At 39.8% G+C, this 14,079-nt stretch carries 10 protein-coding genes; 4 read left to right on the plus strand and 6 right to left on the minus strand.

Translation table 11 applies throughout. The features are described 5' to 3' along the window. The first annotated feature begins 290 nt into the window (after window positions 1-290). Complete coding sequence (locus tag BDD39_RS13210) at window positions 291-1,433, plus strand: IS256 family transposase (RefSeq protein ID WP_166911336.1); 1,143 nt, start codon at window positions 291-293, stop codon at window positions 1,431-1,433. A gap of 301 nt (window positions 1,434-1,734) precedes the next feature. On the opposite strand, the gene BDD39_RS13215 is transcribed toward BDD39_RS13210, so the two are convergent. Continuing rightward, window positions 1,735-3,000, minus strand: a complete 1,266-nt coding sequence (locus BDD39_RS13215) for a methyl-accepting chemotaxis protein (protein WP_166911338.1) — start codon at window positions 2,998-3,000, stop codon at window positions 1,735-1,737. Between the two features lie 597 nt (window positions 3,001-3,597). On the opposite strand from BDD39_RS13215, the gene BDD39_RS13220 reads away from it, so the two are divergent. Then, on the plus strand, window positions 3,598-4,767 hold the full coding sequence (locus tag BDD39_RS13220; RefSeq protein ID WP_166907073.1) for an IS256 family transposase: 1,170 nt from the start codon (window positions 3,598-3,600) through the stop codon (window positions 4,765-4,767). Window positions 4,768-5,035: 268 nt separating this feature from the next. Here BDD39_RS13220 and BDD39_RS13225 read toward each other — a convergent pair whose 3' ends face one another. The 5 genes from BDD39_RS13225 to BDD39_RS13245 form a co-directional block, all read right to left on the minus strand. Beyond that, complete coding sequence (locus BDD39_RS13225) at window positions 5,036-6,694, minus strand: IS1634 family transposase (RefSeq protein ID WP_015863777.1); 1,659 nt, start codon at window positions 6,692-6,694, stop codon at window positions 5,036-5,038. A gap of 183 nt (window positions 6,695-6,877) precedes the next feature. Continuing rightward, complete coding sequence (locus tag BDD39_RS16690) at window positions 6,878-7,702, minus strand: ribosomal-processing cysteine protease Prp (protein ID WP_166911340.1); 825 nt, start codon at window positions 7,700-7,702, stop codon at window positions 6,878-6,880. Window position 7,703: 1 nt separating this feature from the next. Beyond that, window positions 7,704-9,485 carry a ThiF family adenylyltransferase gene (locus BDD39_RS13235; RefSeq protein ID WP_166911342.1) on the minus strand — a complete coding sequence of 594 codons (1,782 nt, stop codon included), beginning with the start codon at window positions 9,483-9,485 and terminating at the stop codon, window positions 7,704-7,706. After that, window positions 9,469-10,446 carry a CBASS cGAMP synthase gene (locus tag BDD39_RS13240; RefSeq protein WP_166911344.1) on the minus strand — a complete coding sequence of 326 codons (978 nt, stop codon included), beginning with the start codon at window positions 10,444-10,446 and terminating at the stop codon, window positions 9,469-9,471. The genes BDD39_RS13235 and BDD39_RS13240 overlap by 17 nt, the downstream gene beginning before the upstream one ends. Window positions 10,447-10,451: 5 nt before the next feature. Further along, window positions 10,452-11,465, minus strand: coding sequence for a CBASS cGAMP-activated phospholipase (locus BDD39_RS13245; RefSeq protein ID WP_166911346.1), 1,014 nt, complete (start codon window positions 11,463-11,465; stop codon window positions 10,452-10,454). Between the two features lie 1,013 nt (window positions 11,466-12,478). Between BDD39_RS13245 and BDD39_RS13250 the strand changes: the two genes are divergently transcribed. Then, window positions 12,479-13,648, plus strand: a complete 1,170-nt coding sequence (locus tag BDD39_RS13250) for an IS256 family transposase (RefSeq protein ID WP_166907073.1) — start codon at window positions 12,479-12,481, stop codon at window positions 13,646-13,648. 144 nt (window positions 13,649-13,792) lie between these two features. Beyond that, the gene (locus BDD39_RS13255; protein WP_166912413.1) at window positions 13,793-13,975 is read left to right on the plus strand and encodes a helix-turn-helix domain-containing protein; all 183 of its coding nucleotides are present in this window, start codon (window positions 13,793-13,795) and stop codon (window positions 13,973-13,975) included. The last annotated feature ends 104 nt before the right edge of the window (window positions 13,976-14,079 follow it).

The following is a 14,079-nucleotide window of genomic DNA, read 5'->3' on the forward strand; positions in this document are numbered from 1 at the left end:
GCTTCTCGAACTGCACTGTTGGCAAAATAGTCATTCAGTCCGTATTTTTTCTTCACAACGATATGCAGACTTTCTTGATGTAATTTTCGTCCCCATCGTTTTTCCCGGATCAGTGTTTGAAAAGCGAAACGCTTTGCGCGATTACATAATTCTAATGCATAAGATGTTTCCGTCACATGAAGGATGATGTATAAAATTTTGTGTAAAGCATTTTACTAGATCAAAGTAAAAAAGGTAGGGTATTCTCTGATTTAGCCATAACACATTCCAGAGAAAGGAGAACCCTACCTATGTCTAAAAGAAGTATACCGAATGTCGACTGGGCAAATCAACTGGAAAGTGTCATTCGTCAGTTTGTAAAGGAAAAATTAGAACTGATCATGCGGGAAGAAATCAAGAATTTCCTCGAAATAGAACAAGCCGGAACATCGAATATGAGAAACGGCTACTATCAACGAAATCTAGATACGCAATATGGCCGGATTGAAGGTCTTTTGGTCCCTAGAGACCGAAACGGAGAATTTCAAACCCAATTGTTCGCTCCTTACCAACGCCACACCGGCTGGCTGGAGGAAGCCATCATCAGGATGTATCAAAGTGGCATGAGTACGCGTGAAATTGGCAAGTTTATGGAACGAATTTTAGGCAATGCCTATTCTCCTGCAACGATCAGCCGTATTACCAATGTAGTGAAGGAAGACATCGAGAAATGGCACACTCGTCCACTGCACAAGCGTTATTCCGTCTTATATTTGGATGGTTTATACGTAAAACTTCGTCGCGAAACCGTGGAGAAAGAAGTCATTTATGTGGTGTTAGGGGTGAACGAAGAAGGATATCGCGAAATTCTTGATTTCTTTGTGGGAGGACAAGAAAGCGCCTATGTATGGCAGGAAATTCTTCAACACCTCTACCAAAGAGGCGTCAAGGAAGTGCTTCTGGGCGTATTTGATGGTCTTCCGGGGCTGGAGGAAGCTTTTCGGGCCGTTTATCCGAAAGCGGATGTGCAGCGTTGTGTCGTTCACAAAGTCCGCAGCACCCTAAATCGTGTTCGGAAAAAAGACCAATTCGAAATGGCGGAGGATCTGAAACTCATTTATCGTTCTCCGAATAAAGAAATCGCATTGGAGATGTTTCAACAGTTTCAATCCAAATGGTCTCGCAAGTACCCAAGGGAAGTCCAATCGTGGGCAAATGAGTTGGATGTCCTCCTAACATTTATGGATTATCCAAGCAGTATTCGAAGTGTGATTTATACGACCAATGCCATCGAACGAACGATCAAGGAGATTCGGAAACGTCTCAAGCCCATGAACAGTTTGAGCAGTTTAGAAGCCGCGGAAAAAGTCGTATATTTGACCATTCAAGATTTTAACGAGAAATGGGCAGAACGAAAGTTGCGAGGATTTGCCGAAGCCCATGAAGCACTTTAACGAATGTTTTTTGAAGAACGTTATCATCAACAAAATACTGTAAATGAATGAATAAGGGATTTCTCCCTTTCCAACAGGATACTGATATTCCGTATCCTGTTGGAAGAAACCAGTCCCTTATCTAATTCCGTATCCTTTTCAGAGATACCCTATATCTTAACACAAATTAACGATTATTTTTGAATTTCAGCTCAATCTCACGTAAAATGAAAGTGCCCTCACGTGGAACCCTCTTCCTCAAAATATCGGGTTTGTCCACTTTCATTTGACGAGGGCTCCAAGCAAAGGGCTATTTTACGATCTATTTGTTTTCAGCATCACTCGTAACAACATATCCTTTTGTAACTTCTTCTAAATTTCTAGCCATTTCTTGGAGTACGCTTGATGATGCATCTAAATTTCGGGCAGTTTGTACTTGCTCCTCAACAGTCGCATTTAACTCTTGTATTCCAGCTGAAATTTGTTGAGCAGCACTTGCGATGGAATCAACGGCACGATTTAATTGTTCTATTGCTGAAGCTTGCTGCTCCACAGCACCTGCAATATTTGTAGTATTTGCGTTAATTTCTTCTGTCACAGACATGATGACGGAGAGTGCTGATTTTGCTTTATCAGCTAAATTTTGACTCTCTATCACTTCATCTCTAACTTTATCGATTTCAGATACGGCTTCATCTGTACTCTTCTTATTTCGACTAACAATTTCAATAATATTTTTTGCAGCTTTTGCACTTTCTTCGGCTAGTTTTCTAACTTCTTCGGCTACAACGGTAAAACCTTTCCCATGCTCACCAGCACGGGCGGCTTCAATCGCTGCATTTAATGCAAGTAAATTGGTTTGATCACTAATATTCGTAATTACACTCACAAGTTGTTCAATTTCGTTAGATTCGTCACTGAGTCTTGAAATCGTATTTTTTAATTTTTCAGAGGCGGACGCAACCAATGTTAGTCGTTGAACAACATGCTCAACTGCGTCAACACCTTCTTGTGAAGTTTTTATGGATGCATCCGTAACAGAATTCGCTTGTTGTGCGGAAGCATTGATTTCCTCAATAGCAGCGTTTATCTCTTCAATCGTTGCTTGAATTTCTTCAATATTAGCACTTTGCTCTTGAACACTTGCGGAACTCTGCTGGATAGCTGCAAATAACTCTTCTGTTGCTTTCATAGATAGATTTACGGATTCAGATAACGAACTAGAGAAATTAGCTAATTCATTTGAATCGTTTTGAAGCTTTATAACCAGATTTCGTAAGCTTTCAGTCATATTATTTATTGTTCTAGCCAGTACTTCAAGGTCGCCTTTTGCTTCGACTTGAACCGTTTGGCTTACATCACCATTTATAATAGCTTGCGCCTGTTCGATTAACTGGAAAATCGGTTTTACTAAAAAGTATTGAAGAATTCCAAAAGACACAAGAATTGACACCACAGATATAACCAAAGAAGTAATCCTACCGCCGATAATATCCTCAAGCAAATATTGAGTGAGATATTGAACTGTTTCAAAACCTATAAGAGTGAACAAAATAAGCCAACTCGAGTATGTCATTCTTAATTTCATTTAATTCTTCCATCCTTTCTAACTTGTAGTCTTACCTGTATTATCTATGTCGTTTATTTTTTTACATAATCTTCAAGTTAGAAAAGAAAGTTAAGTCGGCTTATAAAAAATGATTTAATTTTCTACACATAATGTGATTCTAACACAACCATTAGGGGCATGTTTATTTTGTGTCTACTTTAGAGGTACTATGTCAAGGTTATAATGTTCCCAATAGCTTACACAAAATTCATGATGTAATCAATTATCATGAATCATATCTAATTCAGCCATAACATGGTCAAGCCAATCTGCCATTCTTGCGTTCCTCCTCCGAAAATCATCGTTACTTTTTATCGCTTTCATCTTGATAAAAAAATGCAAGATTCAAGCGATTGAATTATGCTTAGACAAGCTCATTACCCAAGTAGTCTGAGAACTAAGGCTAGCTTATAACATCTCCTTCAACCGTTGGGTAACCGAATACAAAGAAAATAATAGTATGAGCTTTGTGATGATGTATAAAAGTTTGTGTAAAGCATTTTGCTAGAACAAAAGAAAAAAGGTAGGGTATTCTCTGATTGGACCAAAAATCTTAGAGAAAGGAGTACCCTACCTATGTCTAAAAGAAGTATACCGAATGTCGACTGGGCAAATCAACTGGAAAGTGTCATTCGTCAGTTTGTGAAGGAAAAATTAGAGCTGATTATGCGGGAAGAAATCAAACATTTCCTCGAAATCGAACAGGCTGGAACGCCGAATATGAGAAACGGCTACTATCAGCGAAATCTAGATACGCAATATGGCCGGATTGAGGGTCTTTTGGTTCCAAGAGACCGAAACGGGGAATTTCAAACACAGTTGTTTGCCCCTTATCAACGCCACACCGGCTGGCTGGAGGAAGCCATCATTAGGATGTATCAAAGTGGCATGAGTACACGGGAAATTGGCAAGTTTATCGAACGAATTCTAGGAAATGCTTATTCTCCAGCGACGATCAGCCGTATTACCGATGTCGTGAAAGAAGACATCGAGAAATGGCACCATCGTCCACTATCCAAACGTTATTCTGTCTTATATTTGGACGGCTTGTACGTGAAACTTCGCCGCGATACGGTAGAGAAAGAAGTCATTTATGTGGTGTTAGGAGTGAATGAAGAAGGGTATCGAGAAATTCTGGATTTCTTCGTGGGAGGACAAGAAAGCGCCTATGGATGGCAGGAAATTCTTCAACACCTCTACCAAAGAGGCGTCAAGGAAGTGCTTCTTGGCGTCTTCGATGGCCTTCCGGGGCTGGAGGAAGCCTTTAAGGCGGTGTATCCGAAAGCCGATGTGCAGCGCTGTGTCGTGCACAAAGTCCGCAACACCCTCAGCCGTGTTCGGAAAAAAGACCAATTCGAAGTGGCCGAGGATCTCAAGCTGATTTATCGCGCGCCGAATAAGGAGATGGCGTTACAAATGTTTCAACAGTTTGAGTCGAAATGGTCCAGCAAATATCCAAGAGAAGTTCAGTCTTGGGCCAATGAGTTGGATGTCCTCCTTACATTTATGGATTATCCAAGCAGTATTCGAAGTGTGATTTACACGACGAATGTCATCGAACGAACGATCAAAGAGATTCGGAAACGTCTAAAGCCGATGAACAGTTTGAGCAGTTTAGAAGCCGCGGAAAAAGTCGTGTATTTGACCATCCAAGATTTTAATGAGAAATGGGCAGGGCGAAAGTTAAGAGGATTTGCCGAAGCGCAGGAAGCTCTTCAACGAATGTTTGAAGAACGTTATTGTTAACCAAATATTGTAAATAAACAAAATAGGAGGATTCTCCCTTTCCACACAAGAGACTGAATATTCAGTCTCTCGTGTGGAGGAAATATCCCCCCTCTATTCTAAATCCATTTCAGAGATACCCTATCTATCTTACATTACACCTCACATTTCGCACCCTAACAAGGTCAAAACAAAGGATTTTTTATTTAGTTTTTCAGAATAACTTTTTGACCAACACAACGAGCGATGGCAATCCTTTTTTTACCATCGCTGGTCGTTCCGTATCACGTTACACGTAGATGCTCTCATCCATGCCCAATCCCTGCAGAATCCTTCGCTGATCAGGGGTAAGGGAGCGATCCAGTGAGCGTTGGATGCGCCCATCCGGCAGCTTGAACAGGACGACGTTCACATATTGAAACAGCTGAAAAATCGCCTGTCCCGTCGGCCGGGTCAGCTTGCGGCCTCCAGGACCCTTCAACGGGTGTTCTGGAGTAATAAACTGACGCACTCGGCGCTGAAAAACGCGGTAAATAGCCAAGGCCAACAGAAACAAATAGCCTAATACTGCGACCCGTTCTGGTTTTTTGACGTAAATCTCATCCGTGAAAAACGGATCTTTCAAAAAAGCGAAGTTCATTTCCACCGAGATCTGCCCTTTATACAGCTTCAAGATCTCTTGGGCATCCATGGGTTGGCCCTTCCATTCCTTCGGAACGGTCGTGACAAGGACAAACCGGGACGCTTTCCGTCTCGCCTGTTCCCACGCGTCTTGGTCGAATTCGACGTCAAGGTGCAAGAAATACAGCGTCTCCACCTCGGGTTCCGCCCCTTTTTTCGGCCGTCCGCGCCGTTTTTTCAGGCGTACGATCTCTTCGACCGCGGCCTCAACCCGATGAAACCGGGGGCGAAGGGACGCCTTGAGGGACGCCAAGGCTTGTTCGGCATCTTCCCGGCAGGAGAAGGGGTGACGCTCCCAACGGGCTTGTTCCTCGCGAAGAAGCTCCGCTTCTTTGGTTCGTTCTTTTTCAAGCGTCTTTCCTTTTCGCTGGTCGAGCGCGCTCGATTCAACAACGATCAGCCGAACGGGGTGGCCTTCATACGTCGAGGCCGTTTCCCATACCCGGTACGTGGCGCCGTTTCTCTCCGCCAACGTAAAGGGATCGCTCCACGTCGTGTCCTCAGCATCCGCTTCGGCCAGCGCGGTTTTCACGATCCGGAGCGACGAAGGGCCTCTGGTGATCAAAAAGGCGTTGGCCGCTTTGGTTTGCGCCAGGGTCTCTTTCGTCATCGCGGCGGAATCGGCCACGTAAATCCATTCGTCTTCGATTTTGGCCTGCTTCAGCTGTTCATGGACACGAGACAGCACCTCGGGATTCCATGTTTTATCGGGCAGGTTGCCATCGTGCACATCGCCGTAAAACGGGATGCCGTCCTCGTTGCCGACCAGTCCGAAACCGATCTGTTTTTGCCAACGATGATGGCGGTTGTAGCCATGTGTGATTTGTAAGGCCTCTAACGAGGCCGATTCATACGCGCCGTAAACGGTCTTGTCCGTCGTATCGGCGTGGAAGGCTCGGAGGGAAAGGCCTTCTTTTCGATAAATATGAATCAAGCAAGTGCTGATGACGTTGTGAATGCCAGCCTCATACAGGCGATCGAGATGACGGGCCAACGCATCGTCGTTCAACCAGGAAGGATGGAGATCGGGACGGATGAGTTTCTCACAATCGACCTCCTGAGCCCAATGTTCCAAGTGAACAAGGGCTTGCCGGCCGTCAAACACATTGTAGAGGATGGCCTGAACGGCATCGCTGACTCGCGTTTGGCACTGCGGATCGACGGGCACGAGATGGTCAATCAATTGAGGCAGACCCAGTTTCTTGAATAGGGCACTTATTATATTCAAATAAGAATTGCGATAGACCTTTTTGACTTGAACGTTCATAAGTGAAAAACTCCTTTACGTTCCTTGTGTGTCAAGGATTCATTCGACATCGGAACGAAAAAATCCTCCCGATTTTCGTCGAGAGGGTGCGAAATGTGAGTTATTAAATATTAGATTTTGAGCGATTATGAAAAAAGGTAAGGAATCTTCTTCGATCCCCTACCATTATGATTTGTTTATTCACTAAAAATTAATAGATTTCTTGACTTTAACATTCACCATTGTTAGGCCCTTTTGCTTCATTTCTTCTAACACCATTTGTATCTGAACTACCATTGAGTCAAAGAGAATAAAAATTTTTTCATCATCAGTATCTTGGAGGCGAGGAATAACAAACCTTATGAAGGGCCTTGCTTCTTCCAAAATATAATCGGATACGCCTGTTAGAGTAACGATAGAATTAATTGTTCCAAAAAAAATTTGTGAAAACGCAGCATTGTAGATATCGTATCCATTTGGGGCAAAGTTTGTATACCCCGCAACTTTAAATCCAAAAATTTTCCCTTTTTGATTTTCGTAAAGTGTTATTTCCAATCCTTCTTTGGGATTAACTGTTTTGAGTGGCTCCATATGCTTTTGTCCTTTTCGCTGTATCGCAACATAATTATTGGTAATACCGATTATCACCATAAATAAAAAGTCTATTTCCATACGAGAGTCTTTTAACATGTTTTTTATTAACTTTTTATCATCATTTGAAGGCGTAGGAGTATGCTCTGGATGTGTATGCCACTCACCTAAATAAATCCTCTCTCCATTCGATTCACTCCATGCTGTTTCAATAATCTTTTGAGCCTTGCGAACATTTCTCTCAAAAAAATAACGCCCTGATTTATCTTCTTTTGATGGTTCCGAAACCATATCGATCACAATGACGTCCTTGTACACTTTACCGAGTAAAATCCCACCTGACTCATGTTGTTCTTTCTTTATTTGTTTGTACTTTTCAAACGTTTTTACTACTTGTTCGGTAAAAACTACATGTTTTTCGCCAAATTTATATATCACGTTAATCCACACTTTCTTGATTATTTTCTAAATTATAAAACCTTAAAGAAAAGTCAGTGGCACCTACCCATTTCGGTGCTAGTAGCCTTTTGCTTTTTCTTTGCTCTGTTAAATTTCCCAACCATGTAAATACTTTACTCTCACGTGGTTCAACATTTATTTGTTGCTTAATAAACATTATTAAGTCAAATATAAATCTTTTTAACTCTAATACACCATATGGAACATACGATGTATTGCAACCAAGTTCCTTTTTAGTATACTTGTTTCCATCCTTCAATATTTGGTATTTATAAGCCCCGCTCTCATCAAATAATGTTTTTAGATGAATTTTGTCTTCTGGATTAATCCAAATAGCATGTCCACCTGCCAAGTAAGGTTCTACCCATACGTGTAACATAGGTTTGTTGATTAAACCTTGAATTTGCAGTTGATTTAATCTCAACTCTGTCGGAAAGTGACTAATCGCTACAATGATTAAATCATAAGAATTTAAAGCATTGGGACTGAATGCTAACAATGATAAAACATCACGGTTATAAACATGTATTTGACTAGTAGGATAATGTTTTCGCAGTTTGCTTTTAACGGCTTCTGTTTTAGGTTGACCTACATCACTAGCTCCGCATAGATGTCTATTGATGTTTTCAAAACTTAAAACGTCATAATCGACTAATAGTAAATGCTCTATTCCGATATCAAACATACTTTGCGCAATATGGCTTCCAAGTGCTCCACAACCAATGATGGCTATTTTTAATCCATGATTCTCGGATTTACCATCACCGCCACGTTTTTTCAGGCGCACTGCTCTAACATCTTCCACAGAGTATTTTGCAATTTCTCTCTTTGGAAATTCCTTTACTATCTCAAGCAATCCATGCCGACTATCCTTTCTAAAGCCGTCCATACTAGTTTTTATTCGTTTCCAACCTTTATATTTTAATACTACTTCTTTCATTGGGGGAAGATGCTCCCATACCCCCCATGAATAATCACCGTCAGATTGCATAGAAAACAATACTTTTGTCGGCCTTTTATGCTTAGTCAAATATTCCGAAAGAGCCTGTATGGCTAGTTTATTGTCTTTTAATAAATGGTATATATCTCTATTGCTTTTTGGAAAAGGAAACTGCATAGGTTGAGATAAAGGTATATACAACACTTTTGCAATCTCCTCTTCTCTTACCGTTCCACCTAAATTTTGAACCCAGTTAATAGCATCGCTTTTTTGATTTGCAAAAATTCCTTGTTGGCGCCAATTTGCGTACGTAAATGGGACTAAATAAACTTCTTTTGGTACCTCAGACGGCTCTACAATCGACAAATAACTTCCTTTACTGTCTTCATCCCAGTAAGTTTCAAATTCATCCGTGTAATCTTGGAAGTTCTGTTTTGATACCCCTTTTGTCAAAACTTCCTTGGCTTTCTGAATTATTGCGTCTATAACACCTAAAGGATTAGCCGGATTGGGACTGGCTAATACATCATCAAAAAGGCAAAGTGTTTTAGACTTACTCAAATGTGGCAAAGGATATAATTTCCTAAAACTATGTTCGTCTAATTTAACTTTTGGAAACGAATCCGGAAAGTTAAAAGGCAGACTAATCAATAATTTAACTTCATAGTCTGCCACAATAGTTTTAATCTGTAGAGTGACAGGATAATCATTTGTTCCTTCGTTTTTCTCTACAATAATAGCCTCATATTTACTTATTAGATATTCAACGGATTCGTTTCGTATCTGAGCATAGACGTCTAATAAATCAAGATGATCGTCCATGATTTCCTAACACCGCCGGTTTTGATGTTTGTAGTGCATACCCTTTGTCCATTCTTTCTTCAGGTGGAGTATACTCCGGAAAACGATCACCAAATATTTTCCGCCAAATATCAGCTGCTTCCTTCTTATCCACTGTTTCCAACGCTTTTTGACCTTGTTTAATAAGATTAGATAGTTTATTAAGGAAATTAGTTTTTGCGGTTTCTGACCATCCATCGAGCAATTCTTCTTCAGGAAAAACAGGTCTCTTAAGGCTAAAGGATGAATTTAATTGGTCATAAATTTCTTGAGCAGTAGCAACAAATGCTGAGTCATCATCTTCTTCATAGCCTTCGACAAAGTGATTGGCAGCCAGAATGGTAAAAATCATACCACTCGGAAACTTATCGTTCCCTTTTTTATAATCTTTCCATGCTTTAAAGTACCGTACGATTCGTTTTAGTTGAGCCCCCTTATTCTTAACTTCATCATTAAACCAATTTGTTAACGCTTTTGGATCACTGTCAATCCACCCTTTTGTTTTATGAGCTAATTTAGGATGTTCTGCATCTTCAGCCTTTATATAGATAGGAAGATCAACATGGTAATCGTTTTTATAAATAACGCGTACACATGTATTTTTATTGACTGGAGGCGTACTTGTATGCCCTTCAACTGCTTTCACTATCCAGTTATGAACAGTACTGGCGGCTGGCCAATCTTCTTCTTTTTTGTCGGCCAAATGCATGAGGTATACACCATCATCAATATCATATTCTCCCTCAATCGGTTCAATTGTGGTGTTCATCATATAAGAACCTTGTCCCCAGAATTGTGGTTTAGATACTTTTAACGTTTCTTCAAAATAACCCTTAATTTTTTCCCTCAGTGCATTTCTCGATGTTCGTAAATATTTCTTCTTTTCCGGCTTTAATTTAATTTTCTCATCAAATTTTAGAAATAGATCATTGCATTGTGCCAACTGGCTCACCCCTTAACTTTGTTTTGCTGATTGTCTAATTCAAAAAAGCGTTGCAAGCGTGGATCATCTATCCACTTACTACTTGCTTCATGCCCTTTTTTTATCAAAAGGTTGATAGACTCCTCGCAGGCCATATCCAGACTAATCAACTTACTTTCCTTCTCCGTAAGTGGTTCACTTTCAATTCTTACATAGTGACCATTTAGTGACTTATTCAAATACTCAATATGAAAATGGGTAGAAATTGTTTGTAAATCTATCATCAGAGAAATTAACTTGGGACCCCATCGAATAAGTGAGAGATGGCGATTTTCAAGTATCCTTTGAAATCCAAAATTTTGATGCAACGTAGATACTGATAATAGACTAAAGTTTTCATAATCATGATTTTCTTGCCCAATAAAAAAGTGATATGCCTCTTGTATGCCAAATAATGACGGATTATTCCCGTATAAACCACCATCTACAAATTGATCATCGGAATTAGGCATCGTCGGAATCTTTTGTATTGGAAAATATGCCGGTGCAGCAGCAGTTGCTAACGCAACATCAACTAGCAAATGATTACTGTCTCGGTTTAGTCTATCGCCATGGTCAGTTTTTATAATACACGGTTTTCCTGTTGTAATATTTGAGGTAGGTATTAAAACATAAGTTTTACAATCTTTTATTCGTTTTTCCCCAAAAACACTTTTAAGAGCGCTCCTTAATTTTTCATCGCTATATTTAGACTTAATAAAAATTTGTTTAAATGTCTGCATTAGACGATAAATTGGATTTTTATATGGAAATATTATAGGACCATGTTTTACATAAAGGTTTACAATTTCTTTTGCTGGTATACCTGCTGCTAATGCTAGAGCGATAATTCCACCTGTAGAAGTACCGCAAATTAAGTCAAAATGTTTATATAACTGACCATATCGTTCTTCAAAATCAGCCAAAATAACTGCAGAGTATAGTCCCTTTATCCCACCACCATCAATCGATAAAATTTGAAACGGTCTTTTTTCCCTCATATTTCCTCCTCACTTTTAATTTATTACTTGTTTACTTTATTATTTGAGGCTTTTTGTAACTTGAATAACTTTTATGTCGATTCTTAATACATTTATATGTCCATTTTTGTAGAATTATACCTATCTATAATTTTACTAAAAAGTATTGATATTACAAAAAACATTTGTTCTTTTTTTTGTTTTAGGTTATTTAGTTTTATTGTTTGCTTCACTTTGTTTTAAGTAGCTTTTTTCGTCAGAAGAATCTTTTGCCCTGTTTAAGTAGCCATTTCGTAGTGATTTCTTTCCCCCGTTTAGGTAGCTATTTTATTGGTGATTTCCTCACCCCGCTTAGATAGCTTTTTTACGATGATCCTCTTACCCCTATTTAGATAGCTATTTCGTTTGCTATTCTTTCAGCCTGTTTAAGTAGCTTTTTTACCTTACCCTGTTTAGGTAGCTATTTTACCGCCGATTCTTCATCTAGTTTAAGGTAGGGTTTCCATCAAAAAAATTTTCACCCTGTTCAAGTAGCTATATTCTTTTCTTTCACCCCGTATTGGTAGCTTTTAAAAAGCTTTGTTGGAAATTGTTCTTATAATGAGGGTGTCTTTTCTCCCGTTTATTAAGTAGCTTATTTCGCCGTGGGAATTTTTCGCCCTGTTAAAGTAGCTATTTCGCAACGATTTCTTTATCCTGTTTAAATATTGATCAATTAATCCAAAACTTGATGTTTTAGTTTATTTAAACGCTGAAATGAAAAAAATAATTTTTTTGAGTCAAAAAGTATTCGAAAGAAAAAATTTCGAAGCTATAGTGTTAATGATTAACCGGTTAATCAAAATTCAGGTATTTTAATTTATTTAAATTTACATGGAGGATTCAGATATGAAATATAAAAATCAAGAAGACTTACCAATTTTTTTAACGATGATGTATAAAAGTTTGTGTAAAGCATTTTGCTAGAACAAAAGAAAAAAGGTAGGGTATTCTCTGATTGGACCAAAAATCTTAGAGAAAGGAGTACCCTACCTATGTCTAAAAGAAGTATACCGAATGTCGACTGGGCAAATCAACTGGAAAGTGTCATTCGTCAGTTTGTGAAGGAAAAATTAGAGCTGATTATGCGGGAAGAAATCAAACATTTCCTCGAAATCGAACAGGCTGGAACGCCGAATATGAGAAACGGCTACTATCAGCGAAATCTAGATACGCAATATGGCCGGATTGAGGGTCTTTTGGTTCCAAGAGACCGAAACGGGGAATTTCAAACACAGTTGTTTGCCCCTTATCAACGCCACACCGGCTGGCTGGAGGAAGCCATCATTAGGATGTATCAAAGTGGCATGAGTACACGGGAAATTGGCAAGTTTATCGAACGAATTCTAGGAAATGCTTATTCTCCAGCGACGATCAGCCGTATTACCGATGTCGTGAAAGAAGACATCGAGAAATGGCACCATCGTCCACTATCCAAACGTTATTCTGTCTTATATTTGGACGGCTTGTACGTGAAACTTCGCCGCGATACGGTAGAGAAAGAAGTCATTTATGTGGTGTTAGGAGTGAATGAAGAAGGGTATCGAGAAATTCTGGATTTCTTCGTGGGAGGACAAGAAAGCGCCTATGGATGGCAGGAAATTCTTCAACACCTCTACCAAAGAGGCGTCAAGGAAGTGCTTCTTGGCGTCTTCGATGGCCTTCCGGGGCTGGAGGAAGCCTTTAAGGCGGTGTATCCGAAAGCCGATGTGCAGCGCTGTGTCGTGCACAAAGTCCGCAACACCCTCAGCCGTGTTCGGAAAAAAGACCAATTCGAAGTGGCCGAGGATCTCAAGCTGATTTATCGCGCGCCGAATAAGGAGATGGCGTTACAAATGTTTCAACAGTTTGAGTCGAAATGGTCCAGCAAATATCCAAGAGAAGTTCAATCTTGGGCCAATGAGTTGGATGTCCTCCTTACATTTATGGATTATCCAAGCAGTATTCGAAGTGTGATTTACACGACGAATGTCATCGAACGAACGATCAAAGAGATTCGGAAACGTCTAAAGCCGATGAACAGTTTGAGCAGTTTAGAAGCCGCGGAAAAAGTCGTGTATTTGACCATCCAAGATTTTAATGAGAAATGGGCAGGGCGAAAGTTAAGAGGATTTGCCGAAGCGCAGGAAGCCCTTCAACGAATGTTTGAAGAACGTTATTGTTAACCAAATATTGTAAATAAACAAAATAAGGGGATTCTCCCTTTCCACACAAGAGACTGAATATTCAGTCTCCTGTGTGGAGAAAATCAGTCCCCTATCAATTCAAATCCATTTCAGAGAAACCCTACCCCATTTACATTACACAAAATTCTTGACGGTACCTTTTTAACAGCTGGGGATATTGCGGAGTTATTAAAAATTTCGAAACCGACCGCATACGAGTTGATGAAGCAGGACGGATTTCCGCTTATACAGTTCGGACGCTCTATGAGGGTTAACCGCGATGAGTTTTTTCAATGGCTATCTCAGAAACAGGGGACTAACAAATAATGATTTCTCCATTCAGTACTAAAAAATAATGTACGGGTGTAACTTGATGTTTGCATTTCATCTTCTCACATTAGCGAGCCTGAAGCAAATCAGTAACTTGACTC

It is taken from the genome of Saccharococcus thermophilus, from assembly GCF_011761475.1.
Lineage (GTDB): Bacteria > Bacillota > Bacilli > Bacillales > Anoxybacillaceae > Saccharococcus > Saccharococcus thermophilus.